Consider the following 15,422-nt stretch of genomic DNA (forward strand, 5'->3'; position numbering starts at 1 on the left):
AAGCGGTCGTGGCGAATAGTCGTCACGGCCGCTTTTTCTTGGAAGGGCGAAGGCGTGCGTGCAGTTCCGATAGTTTTGGCGCTGACCGTCATGATGGCAGGTCAGGTGCAGGCGAAGGAGGTCGCGGTCACGGTGCCGGCGACCGCGATGCCGTGGAACCCCGGCGTCAATGGCAAGAAGAGCTTTGGTCGGCGCGATGGCAGCCGCCCGGTGATGATCGCGGGCCAGCATCTGTTCGAGGGCGCGAAGGTCCGCTTTTCCGCCACCGGCGAAACGACCACGATCCCGGGCGGCATCACCATCGGCCCGGACGGACAGGCGGATTTCGTGGCCGATGACAATATCGGCAATTCGGGCGTCGTCTTTCCCGGTCATTATGTCGATCGGGCGGCCCGGCCGATCAAGCTGAACGCGCTGCTCGGCGCCTTTATCGACGCGGATGGCCGGATCGTCGGCATGCCCTTCCTGATCGGGCGGGCGGCGGCGGTGAGCGTGCCGGCCGGGGCGATGGGCATTTCGCTGGGCATCAATGACGATATTTATGCCGACAATGCTGGTAGCCTGTCGGTGACCGTCGACATTCCCGAAGCCCGCGTGATCGTGGAGGATAAGGAGGCGCAATGATGAAAGGCCTGTTGCTGGCGACCGCCCTGCTGATACCCGCCGTCCCGGTGGCGGCGAAGGAGGTCAGCCTGAGCGTCGATGCGCGATCCGGTCCCTGGCTGAACAAGGCCAACAAGAAGATGCGTTACGGCAAGGGCGACGAACGGCCGCCGGCCATGGTCAGCGGTTTCGTCAACGACACCGCCGAAAAGATCGCGATCATGGTGGCCGATGGCGCGACGACGCAGGTCGGCGGTCGGGAAGTCGGGCCGGAAGGGCTGGAGGATCAGGCGGTCGACGACCAGCCGGGCGAGGGCGGAAAATATTATCCCAGCCTCTATGCGCCCAAGATCCTCTATCCCAATCATCGCCATGCGCTGATGGCGGCCTTTGTCGATGCGCAGGGCGTGCTGATGGGGCGCCCCTTTGCGGTGGGGAAGGGCGCACGGGTCACGATCCCGGATCAGGCCGCAGGACTGGTGATGGGGTTCAACGATGTCGGCTTTGCCGGCAACAGCGGGGCGCTGGCCGTGACCGTGACATTGCCCGATGATTGATCGCGGCAAGGCAGGAAAGGACAAGGGCATCATGACTCGATCCGGAATTACCGCCCTGTTGCTGGCAGGTATCGGCCTGGCCACCGCATCGGCCGCGATCGCCGGCGAAGCGGCGCCGGACCGGCGTTGCGTAATGCAAAGCAGGGTCGCCGCCCCGGTGGTGCGCGAGGATGGCCGGCTCTATTTCCGGGGCCAGCCGGACCGGAAGCGATCCTATGTCGCGGTCTTCAAGGGCGGTTCCTGCCCCGGCCTCACCCCCTTTGCCACCGCCGTCGTGGAGACGACGGGCGCAGGCTATTGCGAGGGGGACAAGGTCCGCGCGGTCATCATGCCCAGCCGGATTCCGGGGCCGATCTGCGTGATCGACCATCTTGCGCCATTCAGCGGCGATGTCGATGATCCGGTGCCGGATGCTAGCGATAACAAATGATTGCCGCAGTGCAAAAAGTCCGTTGCAACCGCCAACGTAATATCGTATACGATATTTAGATTAACGCTAAGAAGCAGGAAGAACGAATATGGCAATTGGTTGGAAGGGCGTGTTCCCGGCGGTCACCACGCAGCTGCGTGCGGATCTGTCGATCGACCTCGCCGACACGCAGCGCGTGGTCGACGATCTGGTCAAGGACGGCGTCACCGGCGTGATTGCGCTGGGTACGGTGGGTGAAAACAACTCGCTGGAATATGACGAGAAGGTCAGCGTTCTTTCCGCCATTGTCGAAGTCGTGGACGGCCGCGTGCCGGTCATCACCGGCGTATCGGAATATGATACCCGCCGTGCCGTGCGCTATGCGCAGGCCGCAGAAAAGGCCGGCGCCGATGGCCTGATGCTGCTGCCGCCGATGGTCTATGTGCCCAAGGCGCATGAACTGGTCGCCCATTTCAAGGGCGTTGCCGACCAGACCGGCCTGCCGATCATGCTGTACAACAACCCGCCGGCCTATCGCACCGTGATCGACCAGGAGGTGCTGACTGCACTGGTGGATGTGAAGAATATCGTGGCGGTCAAGGAATCGGCGCCCGATACCCGTCGCTTCACCGATTTCCGCAATGCGTTCGGCGATCGCTACACGCTGTTCGCGGGTCTGGACGATGTCGCGCTGGAAGGCCTGTATCTGGGGGCGCAGGGTTGGGTGTCCGGCCTGACCAACGCCTTCCCCAAGGAATCGGTCGAGCTGGTTCGCGCCTTCGAGCGGGGCGACCATGCCAAGGCGATGGAAATCTATCGCTGGTTCATGCCGCTGCTGCACCTCGACGCCGAACATGATCTGGTCCAGTCGATCAAGCTGGCGGAAGAAGTGATGGGCCGTGGGTCCGAGCGTGTTCTGCCGCCGCGCTATGTGTTGCAGGGCGAACGCCGCGCCGAAGTGATCGCGATGGTCGAAAAGGCCGCTGCGACCCGTCCGGACCTGTCTGTCGCCGCTGCGGCCTGATAGGGAGCGGCGATGCGTCACACCTTCTTCTGCATCGACGGCCATACGGCCGGGAACCCCGTCCGCCTCGTCGCGGGCGGGGCCCCGCTGCTCAAAGGCGCGTCCATGTCGGAACGGCGGCAGGATTTCCTGACCCGGTTCGACTGGATTCGCACCGGCCTGTGCTTCGAGCCGCGCGGGCATGACATGATGTCGGGCGGCTTCCTTTATCCGCCGACCTTGCCCGATGCCGATATCGGCATATTGTTCATCGAGACCAGCGGCTGCCTGCCCATGTGTGGCCATGGCACGATCGGCATCATCACCTTTGGCCTGGAACATGGACTGATCGTGCCGACGACGCCGGGCCGGCTGAAGGTCGAGGTGCCAGCCGGGGTGATCGACATCGCCTATGAGACGGAGGGGCAGAAGGTGACGGCAGTGCGCATCACCAATGTCCCCGCCTATGTCGCGGCGACGGGGATCGAAGTCGATGTGGATGGCATCGGGCCGCTGACGGTCGATGTGTCCTATGGTGGCAATTATTATGCGATCATCGAGCCGCAGGGCGCTTACACCGGGCTGGACGACATGGGTGCCGCCCGCCTGATCGAGTTGAGCGGTCGCATCCGCGCGGCGATTCGCGAGAAGTACGAGCCGGTGCATCCGATCGATCCGACCATCCGGGGGGTCAGCCATATCCTCTGGGCGGACAAGGCCCGTGGCGACGGCGCCGATGGCCGCAATGCCGTCTTCTACGGCGACAAGGCGATCGACCGCAGCCCGTGCGGCACCGGCACGTCGGCGCGGCTGGCGCATCTGGCGTCGTCGGGGCGGCTGAGCGTGGGCGACCGTTTCGTCCATGAAAGCTATATCGGTAGCCGCTTCATCGGCCGGGTCGAGCAAGCGGTCGAACTGGGCGGGGAAGCCGCGATCATCCCGTCGATCGAGGGATCGGCGATCGCGACCGGCTTCAACACCATCTGGATCGACCAGGCCGACAGCTTCTGGGCCGGTTTTCAGGTGAAGTGATTGGACGGGGGCTTGCGCCTCCCGCATTTCCGTCATTGCGAGCGTAGCGAAGCAATCCAAGGGCGCTCCTATGGATTGCTTCGCTACGCTCGCAATGACGAGGGTATATGCTTTACGCCTTGCCGCGCCGGGGGCGCAGGCCGTCGCGCATCGCGATATTGCTGTTGATGCGAGTCACGCCGGGGAGGCGGGACAAGATCTCGCCATGGATGCGTTCATAGGCATCGACGCTGTCCACCTCCACCCGCAGCCAGTAATCGACCGCGCCGGTCATCAGGAAACATTCCCGCACCTCCGGACATTGGCGGACGGCATGTTCGAAGCGGGAGAGATAATCCTCCGTCTGCCGGTCGAGCGTCACCTGCACCAGCACATTGACCATCGCGCCATCATCCCGCCCGCCAGTGACAAGCGTATAGCCGCGAATATAGCCTTCGGCTTCCAGCTGGCGAATACGCCTGTGGCAGGCAGACGGGGACAGGCCAACCTCGGCGGCGACCTCCGCATTGGAGCGGCGCGCATTGAGTTTCAGCAGGCGCAGGATGGCGCGGTCGGCATTGTCTAGGCTGTTGGCCATATATGCGAATCTCTTGAAATATCCTGTCCCATATGGCGGCATATTCGAATAAAGTCGCGCACTTCGGTAGCCTATTCGCAGAAACGTCGGATAGCCTGGCGGTTATCGGAAGGGGATGGCGATGGAATATGGAACTGCGGCCGACCTGCGCATCGATCTGGGCGCGTTGCTGGCCAATTACCGGCTGATCGCGGATCGCGTCGCCCCGGCGCAGGTTGCCGGCGTGGTGAAGGCCGATGCCTATGGCCTGGGCGCGGTGCCGGTGGCGCGGGCCTTGCTGGATGCCGGGTGCCGTCATTTCTTCGTCGCCCATCTGTGCGAGGCGGCGGCGCTGAAACCGCATCTGCCCCATGACGCCACCCTCTATGTGCTGAATGGCCTGCGTCCCGGCGCCGAGGCGGAATGCGCCGGGCTGGGCGCCGTGCCGGTGCTCAATGCGCTGGTGCAGATCGAGCGCTGGTCGGCGCTGGCGCGCGAACTGGGACACAGGCTGCCGGGGGTGGTGCAAGTGGATAGCGGGATGTCGCGCCTTGGCCTGACGCCGGAGGAACTGGCGACCCTGCATGCACAGCCGGCGCTGCTGGACGGCATCGATGTCCGACTGGTCATGACCCATCTGGCCTGCGCCGACGATCCGTCGGACCAGACCAATGCGGACCAGCGATCGCTGTTCGACAGCATCGCGGCGCAATTTCCCGGCGTGCCGCGCTCGATCGACAATTCGGGTGGCGCGATGGCGCATGGCGTGCGGCATGGCGACATCGTCCGCGCCGGCATCGCCCTTTATGGTGGGGCGCCGCATGGCGATCCCAACCCGATGGCGGCCGTGGTCGCGCTCGACGCCTATATCATGCAGTTGCGGCAGGTGCCGGCGGGCGCGGGCGTGGGCTATGGCCTGACCCATCGCTGCACGCGACCCTCGCGCATCGCCACCCTCTCGGTCGGCTATGCCGATGGCTGGCCGCGTCATCTGAGCGGCCGGGGCAGCGCCTATATCGGCGGCATCCGCGTGCCGGTGATTGGCCGGGTGTCGATGGACAGCATGGCGATCGACGTCACCGACGTGCCCGACCATCTTCTCTATCCCGGTGCGCCGGTCGAACTGATCGGTCCCAACCAGACGATCGACGCCGTCGCCACGCAGGCCGGTACCATCAGCTATGAAATATTGACCCGCCTCGGCAGCCGCTATGCGCGCACCTATCTGCCCGAGCCGGTGACGACCGACATGGGGAGCATCAAGGCATGAAGATCGTCATATTGGGCGGTGGCGTGATCGGCGTCACATCGGCATGGTATCTGGCCGAAGCCGGGCATGAGGTGGTCGTGGTCGACCGCCAGACCGGTGTGGCGCAGGAAACCAGCTTCGCCAATGCAGGCGAGATTTCGCCGGGCTATGCATCCCCCTGGGCGGCGCCGGGCATCCCGGCCAAGGCGCTGCGCTGGCTGTTCATGCAGCATGCGCCGCTGATCCTGCGGCCCAAGGTCGATATGGCGATGCTGCGCTGGCTGGTGGCGATGCTGGGCAATTGCAACGCTGCCGATTATCGCATCAACAAGGGGCGGATGGTGCGGCTGGCCGAACATAGCCGCGACCGGCTGATCGCGCTGCGCGCAGCGACGGGCATCAGCTATGACGAGCGCAGCCAGGGCACGTTGCAACTGTTCCGCGAGCAGAAGCAGATGGACGGCATCGCCAAGGATATCGAGGTGCTGCGCGCCGACAATGTGCCGTTCGAGGTGCTGGACCGCGCCGGATGCCTGGCCGCCGAGCCGGGCCTTGCCGCCAGCGCTGCGTCGATCGTCGGCGGGCTGCGTCTGCCCAATGACGAGACGGGCGACTGTTTCAAATTCACCAACGCGCTGGCCGAGATGGCGAAAGCGCGGGGCGTACAGTTTCTGATGGGCCGCACGATCCGGGGGCTGGCGACGCAAGGCGGTCGCATCGCCCATGTCGATACGGCGGAAGGGCCGGTGATCGGCGACGCCTATCTGGTCGCCATGGGCAGCTATTCGCCGCTGATGGTCGCACCGCTTGGCCTGCGCCTGCCGGTCTATCCGGTGAAAGGCTATTCGATCACCGTGCCGATCGTGCAGGAAGCGGGCGCACCGGTTTCGACCCTGCTCGATGAAAGCTACAAGGTGGCGATCACCCGGCTGGGCGATCGCATCCGGGTGGGCGGCATGGCCGAACTGTCGGGCTATACCAATGATCTGCCACAGGCACGCCGCGATACGCTGGACCATAGTGTCGGCACGCTCTTCCCCGGTGCGGGCGACCTGTCACGCGCGACCTTCTGGAGCGGTCTGCGGCCGATGACGCCGGATTCGACGCCGGTGATCGGCGCGACGAAGATCGACAATCTGTTCCTGAACACCGGCCATGGCACGTTGGGCTGGACCATGGCCTGCGGATCGGGCCATGTCATCGCCGACATCATCAGCGGCCGGAAGCCGGCGATCGAGAGCGGCGATCTGGCTTTGTCGCGTTATCGCAACTGATATTCAAGGAGATCCCATGACCATCACCCGCATCGAAACCGGCCCGCGCATGAGCGAGGCGGTCATTCACGGCGACACCGTCTATCTGGCGGGGCAAGTCGGCGAGGGCGCAAGCGTCACCGAACAGACGAAGAGCGCGCTGGCGGAAATCGAGCGCCTGCTGGGCTTGGCCGGCAGCAGCAAGGCGCATATCCTGCGCGCGACCATCTGGATGGCCGACATGGCCGATTTCGAGGAAATGAACGCGGTCTGGGACGGCTGGATCGCCGATGTCGCCGCGCCGACCCGCGCGACGGGCGAGGCGAAGCTGGCCACGCCCGATTATAAGGTCGAAATCATCATCACCGCCGCGCGCGCCTGATGAGGCATGGAAGGCGGCGCATCGTGGCGCCGCCTTATCCGGCCAGCGCCTGACCAGACGGCTGCGGCAACAGGCGCAGTGTCGCCGCGAAAATTGCCAGCCCTGCCACGCCCAGAACGATCACCGCCACGGTCAGCAGCCCGATCTGGTTGGCATCGAACAGCATGCCGGCCGGAAACGGCCCGGTGGCTCCGACCAGCATGCCAGCCCGCTGCAGGAAACTCGCGCCGCGCCCGCTTTCGTCGATCTGCGCCGCTATGCCGAATACGGCGGGATAGAAGGCGAATAGCAGGAACATCACGATGCAGCCGAAGATGGCGAAGGGCAGGATCGCGGTCACATAGAGCATGGCGAGCAGGCTGCCACTGATGCCGCAAATTGCCAGATAGACAAAGCCGTTGCGGCCGAGCAGCCTGCTCATTCTGCTGGTCAGCAAGCTGCCCCCGATCGAACGGCGTGTGGTCAGGGCCATGATGACACCGATCTGCGACGTCCCCAGCCCGACCTTGGCGGCCAGAGTGTAGAAGAGGGCCCATATGCCCTGGAAGGAAATCGCCAGTACCGCAAAGCCGGCCGACAGGATCATGGTCTTTCGCCACCTGGATTGCTGCATGTCCGCGCTGTCGGCAGCGGTCGACTGGACGTCACACCCGCGTCGGCGGGCAGCATCAGGACGAAGGGCGTCATGAGGATGGCAAAGCCGAGATAGGCGATAAAGGGAAAGGAATGTTGCACCTGCGCATGGATGACGGGCAGAGCGGCCAGAACGAGGAAGCTGAGGATGGCGCCGCCGGTGAACAGATAGCCATGGGCCTTTTGCGCGTCGGGCAACCGTGCAGCGGCGGCATAAGGCACCACGGTCAGGATGCCGAACCCGATCGCTGCGCCGATCCGGCCCAGTAGCAACGGGGCGAAGGATTCGAACAGGATGGAAACCGCGCTCGCGCCGATCGACAGCAGGAAAACCGCCAGCGCTAGGGTCGGGCCTCGTTGATCAGAGCCAGAAGATGACGGTTTCGGCGAGAGCGATGGCGGAGAAGAAGGCGGTTGGGCACCGATCGTAGCGTGTAGCGACCCGCCGCCAGTCCTTGAGGCGTCCGAACATGATCTCGATGCGGTTGCGGCGTTTGTAGTATTTGACGGCTTTGTTCCGGGATTTCCGGCCCGGGATGCAGGGGGTGATAGCCTTTTCCTGCAAGGCATAGCGGAACCAGTCGGCGTCGTAACCACGATCCGCCAGCAGCCATTGGGCTTTGGGAAGTTCGTCCAGCAAGGCCGCCGCGCCAATATGATCGCTGACCTGACCTGCGGTCATGAAGAAGCTGATCGGCCGACCATTGGTATCCGTCAAGGCATGAAGCCCTTCGACAAGCTCAGGAGAGCCTTGGTGTTCATGCCGCCTTTCGTGCGGCCAATCAGGCGGCCCGCATCCCCCCTTTTTACCGCAAGGCTCGATGCTGCGCGGTGGGCCTTGAGATAGAACCGGCCCCGGCGAAGGCCGGGGTCGCGTCGATCATCACCGTCTTGCATTCGGATGCCTGGGGCGCAGCCAGACCTTCCATTATCCGCAGGAATACGCCTTTATCGCCCTGCCGCTTCCAGCGGTTGTAAAGCGTCTTGTGCGGCCCATAGTCTTTGGGTGCATCGCGCCAGCGCAGCCCATTGCGGTTCACAAAGATGATCCCGCTCAATACCCGGCGGTCGTCAACACGGGGCTTGCCGTGACTCTTCGGAAAATACGGCTCAAGCCGCGCCATCTGCTCGTCCGTCAGCCAATATAGGTCGCTTAAATCCAGTCTCCTCACGGAGCCTGGATCATACAAACCCAATCATATCAATGGGTCATGACACTAGCAACCATATCAATACCCAACTGCGCGAGTACGGGAGCAGGGCGTCCGCGTGATCACACTGGCATCATCGCCTATCCGATCGCAGCTATCGGAAATCATAGCGTGTCCTCTCATCCCTATTCTGAAACATTGTCGCAAGAATGGCGCGGTTCAAGTCTGGGGCATTGATGGGCTGACGCCCCGATGCGCAGCGCCCGCGACCATAAGATGCAGGAGCGGGACGGCATGTGGGACTATATCGTCATCGGCGCAGGATCGGCCGGATCAGTCCTGGCCGAACGCCTGTCCCGCGACCCGGTCAATCGGGTGCTGCTGGTAGAAGGCGGTGGCGAAAATCGCAGCCCCTTCATCGCCATGCCCAAGGGCATCGCCAAGGTCGTGACCAGGCCCGAGCATGTGCTGGCCTATCAGGTCGAACAGCCCCGCCTGCCGGGCAGCAATGTTCCCGAAGTCTGGATCCGGGGCCGGGGTCTGGGCGGTTCCTCCGCCGTCAACGGCATGATCTGGAGTCGGGGCGAGCCGGCCGATTATGACGCCTGGGGCGCACTGGGCTGCACCGGCTGGGACGGGGCGAGCATGACCGCCGCCTTCCGGGCACTGGAGGATCATGGCCTGGGCGCCAGCGGCCGACGCGGTGCGGGTGGTCCGGTGCATATCACCCCCGGTGGGAATTTCCGCTATCCGCTGACCGCCGATATCATCGCCGCCGGACAGCAGATGGGCATGGCGAAGACCGACGATCTCAACGAGATCGACGGCGACCGCATCGGCTATTACAGCCATAATATCCGCAAGGGTCGGCGCGAGAGCGGCGCCGTGGTCTTCATCGACAAGGCGCGCAAGCGGCCCAATTTCAGCGTGTTGACGCAGACGCTGTGCCGCCGCGTGCTGATGGAGGCCGGGCGGGTGACGGGTGTCGAACTTTCGCACCCTGAACGCGGTATTTGGGTCGAGCAGGCCGCGGGTGAGGTCATCGTTTGCGCCGGGACGCTCGAAAGCCCGCTGGTGCTGGAGCGTTCGGGCATCGGCAACGGTGCTGTTCTGCAAAGGGCGGGCATCGAAACCCTGGTTGATAGCCCCGATGTCGGCCGCCGCATGCGCGAGCATCTGGCCTTCGCCATGCCGTTCCGCCTCACCAAGCCTGTCGGCATCAATCATCACTTCTATGGGCTGGGGCTGATCCTTTCGGTGCTGCGCTATTATCTGACGCGCAGCGGGCCGATGTCGATGGGGCCGTTCGAGGTCGGAGCCTTCGTCAACGTTGCCCACCCGGACAAGCGCACCGACCTGCAACTCTATATGAGCGCCTACACTTTCGCGCTCAGCGACGACAATCATCCCGTGCCGCTCAGCGAAATCGACAGGCAGCCAGGCATGTCCATCTACGGCCAGTTGCTGCGCCTCACCAGTGAGGGCGAGGTGCATGTGAAATCGCCCGATCCCGCCGCAAATCCGCAGATTATCCCCAATTGGCTGACCACCGATTACGACCGCGAAGCCGCCATCGCCACCGTCCGCTATATGCGCCGCTTCATGGCCCAGCCTGCGCTCGCCTCGGTCATGGGCGCGGAGCAGATACCCGGCGTGGCGGTCGAGAGCGACGCGGACATATTGGACAGTTTCCGCCGCCTCGCCACGAGTGGCCTGCACGGCACCGGCACCTGCCGCATGGGCGGCGATGAGCGATCGGTGCTCGATCCGCAACTGCGCGTGCGCGGCGTCGCCGGCCTGCGCGTTGCCGACTGCTCGGTAATGCCCGACCTCGTCACCGGCAATACCAATGCGCCGGCCATGGCGGTCGGCTGGCGCGCCGCCGACATCATCCTGAGCGCGGCGCAGTGAACTTCACCAAGGGCCAAGTCGCTGCGATCACCATCATGGCGGTCGTGGCAGGCTGCGTGCCTGCGCTTCAGCCGATCCTGCTCGGCGCCCTGCTCGACGCGGGCCGCATCGCTGCGCCTCAGGTAGGACAGGCGGCCACGGCTGAAGCATTGGGGATGGTCGCCGCCACGCTGGCGGCGGGTGCGTTTCTACCGCCGCGCCATCTGCGCGCACTTGGGGCACTGTGCGGGCTCGTCATGCTGGCAGCGAACGGCAGCACGCTCCTGTTGGCGGCGCAGGGAATCATTGTCGCCCGCTTCGTCAACGGGTTCGCGTCGGGCATCATCCTGTGGATGCTGGTCGGCCTGCTGTCGCGGGCGGCGGCGCCGGGGCGGCTGTTCGCCGTTTACGTCACGGCGCAGTCAATTCTCGCGTTTCTGCTCTCCTCGCTCATGACGGCCATATTGCTCCCGAAACTGGGCATGGCCGGCGGCTATGGCGCGTTGCTGGTGCTGAGCGCCGTGCCACTGCTGCTCGCCTTCGCCCTGCCGCAGCAATTCGCGTCGATAAATGGCGATGGTGGTACGAAACGACCTACCGTCGCCGGTTTTGTGAGCCTGTTGGCGGTTACCCTGTTCATGTCCGGTGTCTTCTCGGCCTGGGTCTATGTCCTGCCGCTCGCCCGCCAGATCGGCCATTCCGATGCCAGCATCGGCACAGCGATCAGCATGGGCATTGGCATCCAGATCGTCGGCGGCCTTGCTGCGATGCGCCTCGCCGACCGATGGAACGGCGCGCTGACGACCGCCGCCGCCGCGCTGGTCGGGGCAGGGGCGGCCATGCTCCTGCTGCTGCCGGCCGACTGGGCGCTTTACGCCGCGACCGCGCTCATCGCCTTCATCTGGATGTTCACGCCCTCCTTCCACATCCCGATGATCATGGGATTCGACCCCAGCGGCCGTTCGGCGATCTTCATCGGCACGGCGCAGATCGGTGGCGTCGCGCTGGGACCGGCGCTGGCGTCGATGGCCATCGGTAGAAACGATTATCGCGGCGTCGTGGCGGTCAGCGCGGGCGCCTTCCTCTGCGCCATCCTGCTGCTCGCCGCCCTCACACTCACCCGAAAGGAGCAATGAATGCGTATCATAGTGGCCGGATGGCTGACCTTCGACGGCAGCGACTGTAGCGAGATCATCCGCGGCGGGCGCGACCATATCCTCGCCAGCCGGCAGGAAGCGGGCTGCGTCGCCTATGACTGGGCCGTCGATCCGCTCGAACCCGCCCGCATCAACGTGTTCGAGGAATGGGAAACGCCCCAGGCGCTGGGCCAGCATTTCCGTGACCCTTCCTATGCGGCGATGCGCGACCATCTGGGCAGTTTCCCGATGAACGGCTTCGACGTGAAGCTGTACAGCGTAGATGGCGTCGAGCCGGTCTACAACGAGATCGGCGTGCCCCGCGAAGAGATTTTCGGCGTGCGCATCGCGGAACCGGCGCAATGAGCATCTTCGAGGACCGGGTCGCCATAAACGATGTGCTCGCCCGCTACGCCGATGCCGTGAACCAGCGTGACGCCGATCTGTGGGGCGCGACCTGGGATGTGGACGCGCAATGGCAATTGTTCGATCCCGAGCCCGTCCAGGGGCGCGACGCGATCGTCGCCGCCTGGCGAGAGGCGATGGCCGGCTTTCCCTTCGTCGTCATGATGGTGTCGCAGGGTATGGTCGAAATCGACGGTGATCGTGCCACCGGCCGCTCCTATTCCAGCGAGGTCGCTACCACCGCGGACGGCAAGCGGGTGCGCGTGCAGGGCTGCTATCGTGACGAATATCGCAAGCGGGACGGGCGGTGGGGCTTTTCCTCGCGCAGCTTTACCGTCTTGAACAGCGAAGAATATTGAAATTTCGGGAGAACATCATGGGACGTCTGGACAATAAGGTCGCGGTCATATTGGGCGCGTCCGATCCCCGCAGCATGGGCGCGGCGACCGCGCGCCGCTTCGCACAGGAAGGCGCGAAGCTGGTGCTCGCGGCCCGGCGCGAAGCGGCGGTCAAGGCGATCGCCGATGAACTGGGCGCCACGGCCATTGCCTGCGACATCACCGATGAAGCGCAGTTGGCGGCGCTGGCGAAAGCGGCGGTCGACACCTATGGCAAGCTGGACATCGCGGTGAACTATGCCGGGGTGGAAGGTAGCGCCATGCTGCTGGAAACCACCGCCGAAACCTTCCGCCAGCAGGCCGAGGTGCATTTCGTGGGCACTGGCCTGTTCCTGAAGCAGATGGCTCTGGCCATGACCGGCGGTGGATCGATCATCACCGCGTCGTCGCTGACGGCGCTGGTGCAGGCGCCCGGACAGGCCGCCTATGCCGGGTCGAAGGGCGGGGCGGACGTTCTGGTGCGCGTCGCCGCCAACGAGCTGGGCGAGCGCGGCATCCGCGTCAATTCACTGTGCCCCGGCTTCACCAAGAGCGCCATGACCGCGGACTATTTCGCGATCGAGGCCGTGACGAAGGCCTTCGTCAGGGAAATGCCGCTCGGCCGCTTCCCCACGGTGGAGGATGTCGCCAACACCGCCCTCTGGCTGGCGAGCGACGAGGCGTTCATCACCGGCCAGAATATCGACGTCACCGCTGGCCAGTCGCTGCGTCGCACGCCGCGTGCCGACGAATTCGTCTGACCCGCGCCATGGGCCGCCATCATCCCCTCGCCATGGCTTCGGGCATCATGCCGGAGGCCAAGCTGGTTCAGCTGGTGGAGACGGCCGCCGCCGCCGGCTTCGACTATGGCGGCATGTGGATCGACCCCGCCGACTGGACCGACACAACCACGCGCGACGTGAAAGCGGCATTGGCCGCCAGCGGTCTGCCGCTGCTGGATGTGGAGGTCGTCTGGATCAAGCCGGGGCCGCTCGATCCCGACCATCTGCGCATCGTCGATATCGGTCGCGAGCTGGGTGCGCACAATGTTCTGTGTGTAAGCAGCGATTCCGACCGGGGTGCGACCCGCGACAAGCTGGCGGCGCTGATCGAGCATGCTGGGGGCGATATCCGCGTCAATCTGGAGTTCGGTCTGTTTACCGAAGTGAAGACGATCGGCGCGGCCAGTGCGATCCTGCGGGAGATCGGCGCACCGCATATGGGCCTGCTGGTGGATGCGCTGCACTGGACCCGATCGGGTGGGACAGTGGCTGAAGTGGCGGCGTTGCCGCGCGAATGGATCGGCTATTGCCAATTCTGCGATGCGCCGGCGATCGGCGCCGACCCAGGCGATCCGCAGGCGATCATCGTGGAAGCCATCGACGGCCGGATGCCGCTGGGGCACGGCGGGCTTGATCTGGCCGGACTGATGGAAGCGCTGCCCGATGGTCTCCCGATCGGGATAGAGGAACGCTCGAAAGCGCTACGCGATGGTTTTCCCGACCTGTTCGACCGGGCGCGGGAGTTGATGCGGACCAGCAGGGGCTGGTTTGACAAAATGATGTAATCTCCGTTCGCCCTGAGCTTGTCGAAGCCTGTCCTGAGCGCCTGCCTTGGCAGGCCGTCTAAGGGGGCCGCACTTCTTCTGCAGCGTTGCGAAGAAAGTGCAGGACTTCGACAAGCTCAGCCCGAACGGAAATTTTGTCCTTACGCCAGTTCCAGGTCCGCCAAAGTCGAGATATCATCGCGCAGCCGCACGATCGTCTTCCCCTTGGTCTGCCCGGACATCAGCCGGATGAATGCGTCCGGCGTATTTTCGATACCGGTGGCGACATTTTCCGTTGCCTTGAGCTGGCCCGACTTCACCCAACTGGACAGGGTCGCTTCTGCTTCTTCGAGCATGTCGAGATGCTCATAGGCCAGGAAACCGCGCATGGTGACGCGGTTGACGAGGATCTGCCACAGATTGCCGAACTTGTAGACATCCTTACCGGCGTTGTAGTCGGCGACCATGCCGCACACCACGATCCGGCCGAAGGCGTTCATCAGCGGCATCATCGTGTCGAGTATCTCGCCGCCGACATTGTCGAAATAGACGTCCGCACCTCCACCGCACGCTTCGCGGATCGCGGCGGCCAGGTCCGCCTGCGACTTACCCTTGTAATCGACGGCCGCATGATAGCCGAGCAGGCCGGTCAGGTCGGCGATCTTGTCGGTACTGGCGATGCCCACTGCGCGGCAACCGCGCAGCCGGGCGATCTGGCCTGCGACGCTGCCCACCGCGCCGGCGGCGGCGCTGATGACTACGGTGTTGCCCTCTGCCATCTCACCGATCCGTTCGAGCCCGACATAGGCTGTGATCCCCGACCAGCCGAGCGCGCCCATATAGGCGGTCAGTGGCACCGAAGGATCAACATGGACATTTTCCACCGCGAAATTGTCGGCCGGGATGATGCTGTTCTCCTCCCAGCCGATGAAGCCGCGCGCATAGTCGCCCACCTTGAAATTGGGATTGCGCGATTCCAGCACACGGCCAAGCACCATGGTCGGCACCAGCCCGCCCAGCGGTACAGCGGGCAGATAGCTGTCCTCCGCCTCGTCCAGCATGTTGCGCACGGCCGGGTCGATGGCGAAGACCATGTTTTCAGTCAGGACCTCGCCATCTTTGAGCGGCGCGATCTCCTGCTCGACCAAGCGGAAATTGTCGGGGACAGGCACGCCGGAGGGACGCGATTCCAGCAGGATGCGGCGGGTCTTCATGCGGTACAAACCTCTCTTGTGATTTT

General features: G+C 64.4%; 18 protein-coding genes and 1 pseudogene. 14 read left to right on the forward strand and 5 right to left on the reverse strand.

All coding sequences use genetic code 11. The annotated features are described in order from the left end of the window. The first annotated feature begins 54 nt into the window (after positions 1 to 54). From ACNHGR_RS21160 to ACNHGR_RS21180, 5 genes are all read left to right on the forward strand, one after another. Complete coding sequence (locus tag ACNHGR_RS21160; protein WP_475288744.1) at positions 55 to 624, forward strand: hypothetical protein; 570 nt, start codon at positions 55 to 57, stop codon at positions 622 to 624. Next, positions 621 to 1,160: a hypothetical protein gene (locus ACNHGR_RS21165; RefSeq protein WP_475288745.1), complete on the forward strand. Its 540-nt coding sequence runs from the start codon at positions 621 to 623 to the stop codon at positions 1,158 to 1,160. The genes ACNHGR_RS21160 and ACNHGR_RS21165 overlap by 4 nt, the downstream gene beginning before the upstream one ends. Positions 1,161 to 1,191: 31 nt before the next feature. Further along, positions 1,192 to 1,590 carry a hypothetical protein gene (locus ACNHGR_RS21170; protein WP_184272627.1) on the forward strand — a complete coding sequence of 133 codons (399 nt, stop codon included), beginning with the start codon at positions 1,192 to 1,194 and terminating at the stop codon, positions 1,588 to 1,590. A gap of 88 nt (positions 1,591 to 1,678) precedes the next feature. After that, entirely contained in the window at positions 1,679 to 2,593 is a 915-nt protein-coding gene (locus ACNHGR_RS21175) for a dihydrodipicolinate synthase family protein (RefSeq protein WP_184272630.1), read from the forward strand. 12 nt (positions 2,594 to 2,605) lie between these two features. Then, positions 2,606 to 3,604 carry a 4-hydroxyproline epimerase gene (locus ACNHGR_RS21180; protein WP_475288748.1) on the forward strand — a complete coding sequence of 333 codons (999 nt, stop codon included), beginning with the start codon at positions 2,606 to 2,608 and terminating at the stop codon, positions 3,602 to 3,604. A gap of 112 nt (positions 3,605 to 3,716) precedes the next feature. Here the strand turns inward: ACNHGR_RS21180 and ACNHGR_RS21185 are convergent, their stop codons facing one another. Further along, complete coding sequence (locus ACNHGR_RS21185; protein WP_184272636.1) at positions 3,717 to 4,181, reverse strand: Lrp/AsnC family transcriptional regulator; 465 nt, start codon at positions 4,179 to 4,181, stop codon at positions 3,717 to 3,719. A 121-nt stretch (positions 4,182 to 4,302) separates the two neighbouring features. Here ACNHGR_RS21185 and alr point away from each other — a divergent pair, with 121 nt between their 5' ends. From alr to ACNHGR_RS21200, 3 genes are read left to right on the forward strand one after another with little or no spacing between them, the layout of a single operon-like run. Continuing rightward, complete coding sequence (gene alr / locus ACNHGR_RS21190; protein ID WP_475288750.1) at positions 4,303 to 5,430, forward strand: alanine racemase; 1,128 nt, start codon at positions 4,303 to 4,305, stop codon at positions 5,428 to 5,430. Continuing rightward, positions 5,427 to 6,683, forward strand: a complete 1,257-nt coding sequence (locus ACNHGR_RS21195; RefSeq protein ID WP_475288751.1) for a D-amino acid dehydrogenase — start codon at positions 5,427 to 5,429, stop codon at positions 6,681 to 6,683. The genes alr and ACNHGR_RS21195 overlap by 4 nt, the downstream gene beginning before the upstream one ends. Before the next feature lie 16 nt (positions 6,684 to 6,699). Further along, positions 6,700 to 7,044, forward strand: a complete 345-nt coding sequence (locus tag ACNHGR_RS21200) for a RidA family protein (RefSeq protein WP_184272645.1) — start codon at positions 6,700 to 6,702, stop codon at positions 7,042 to 7,044. 34 nt (positions 7,045 to 7,078) lie between these two features. Here ACNHGR_RS21200 and ACNHGR_RS21205 read toward each other — a convergent pair whose 3' ends face one another. The 3 genes and pseudogenes from ACNHGR_RS21205 to ACNHGR_RS21215 all read right to left on the reverse strand — a co-directional run bounded on the left by ACNHGR_RS21205 (position 7,079) and on the right by ACNHGR_RS21215 (position 8,801). Continuing rightward, entirely contained in the window at positions 7,079 to 7,630 is a 552-nt protein-coding gene (locus ACNHGR_RS21205; RefSeq protein ID WP_475288753.1) for a hypothetical protein, read from the reverse strand. After that, positions 7,627 to 7,950 carry a hypothetical protein gene (locus tag ACNHGR_RS21210; RefSeq protein WP_475288754.1) on the reverse strand — a complete coding sequence of 108 codons (324 nt, stop codon included), beginning with the start codon at positions 7,948 to 7,950 and terminating at the stop codon, positions 7,627 to 7,629. Before ACNHGR_RS21210 ends, ACNHGR_RS21205 begins: the two co-directional genes overlap by 4 nt. An 88-nt stretch (positions 7,951 to 8,038) precedes the next feature. After that, a pseudogene (locus ACNHGR_RS21215) lies at positions 8,039 to 8,801 on the reverse strand (IS5 family transposase). A 279-nt stretch (positions 8,802 to 9,080) separates the two neighbouring features. On the opposite strand from ACNHGR_RS21215, the gene ACNHGR_RS21220 reads away from it, so the two are divergent. The 6 genes from ACNHGR_RS21220 to ACNHGR_RS21245 are packed head-to-tail and all read left to right on the forward strand — an operon-like array spanning position 9,081 to position 14,203. Beyond that, on the forward strand, positions 9,081 to 10,739 hold the full coding sequence (locus ACNHGR_RS21220; RefSeq protein WP_475288756.1) for a GMC family oxidoreductase: 1,659 nt from the start codon (positions 9,081 to 9,083) through the stop codon (positions 10,737 to 10,739). Next, a complete protein-coding gene (locus tag ACNHGR_RS21225) occupies positions 10,736 to 11,854 on the forward strand; it encodes an MFS transporter (RefSeq protein ID WP_475288758.1) in 1,119 nt (372 codons plus the stop codon). The genes ACNHGR_RS21220 and ACNHGR_RS21225 overlap by 4 nt, the downstream gene beginning before the upstream one ends. Next, complete coding sequence (locus ACNHGR_RS21230; RefSeq protein ID WP_475288760.1) at positions 11,855 to 12,220, forward strand: putative quinol monooxygenase; 366 nt, start codon at positions 11,855 to 11,857, stop codon at positions 12,218 to 12,220. Further along, a complete protein-coding gene (locus tag ACNHGR_RS21235) occupies positions 12,217 to 12,618 on the forward strand; it encodes a nuclear transport factor 2 family protein (RefSeq protein WP_475288762.1) in 402 nt (133 codons plus the stop codon). The genes ACNHGR_RS21230 and ACNHGR_RS21235 overlap by 4 nt, the downstream gene beginning before the upstream one ends. A gap of 17 nt (positions 12,619 to 12,635) precedes the next feature. Next, complete coding sequence (locus ACNHGR_RS21240) at positions 12,636 to 13,397, forward strand: SDR family NAD(P)-dependent oxidoreductase (protein WP_475288763.1); 762 nt, start codon at positions 12,636 to 12,638, stop codon at positions 13,395 to 13,397. An 8-nt stretch (positions 13,398 to 13,405) separates the two neighbouring features. Beyond that, on the forward strand, positions 13,406 to 14,203 hold the full coding sequence (locus tag ACNHGR_RS21245) for a sugar phosphate isomerase/epimerase family protein (protein WP_475288764.1): 798 nt from the start codon (positions 13,406 to 13,408) through the stop codon (positions 14,201 to 14,203). A 140-nt stretch (positions 14,204 to 14,343) separates the two neighbouring features. Here ACNHGR_RS21245 and ACNHGR_RS21250 read toward each other — a convergent pair whose 3' ends face one another. Further along, entirely contained in the window at positions 14,344 to 15,396 is a 1,053-nt protein-coding gene (locus tag ACNHGR_RS21250) for an MDR family NADP-dependent oxidoreductase (RefSeq protein ID WP_184272669.1), read from the reverse strand. Between the last annotated feature and the right edge of the window lie 26 nt (positions 15,397 to 15,422).

It is taken from the genome of Sphingobium sp. RS1 (assembly GCF_056156825.1).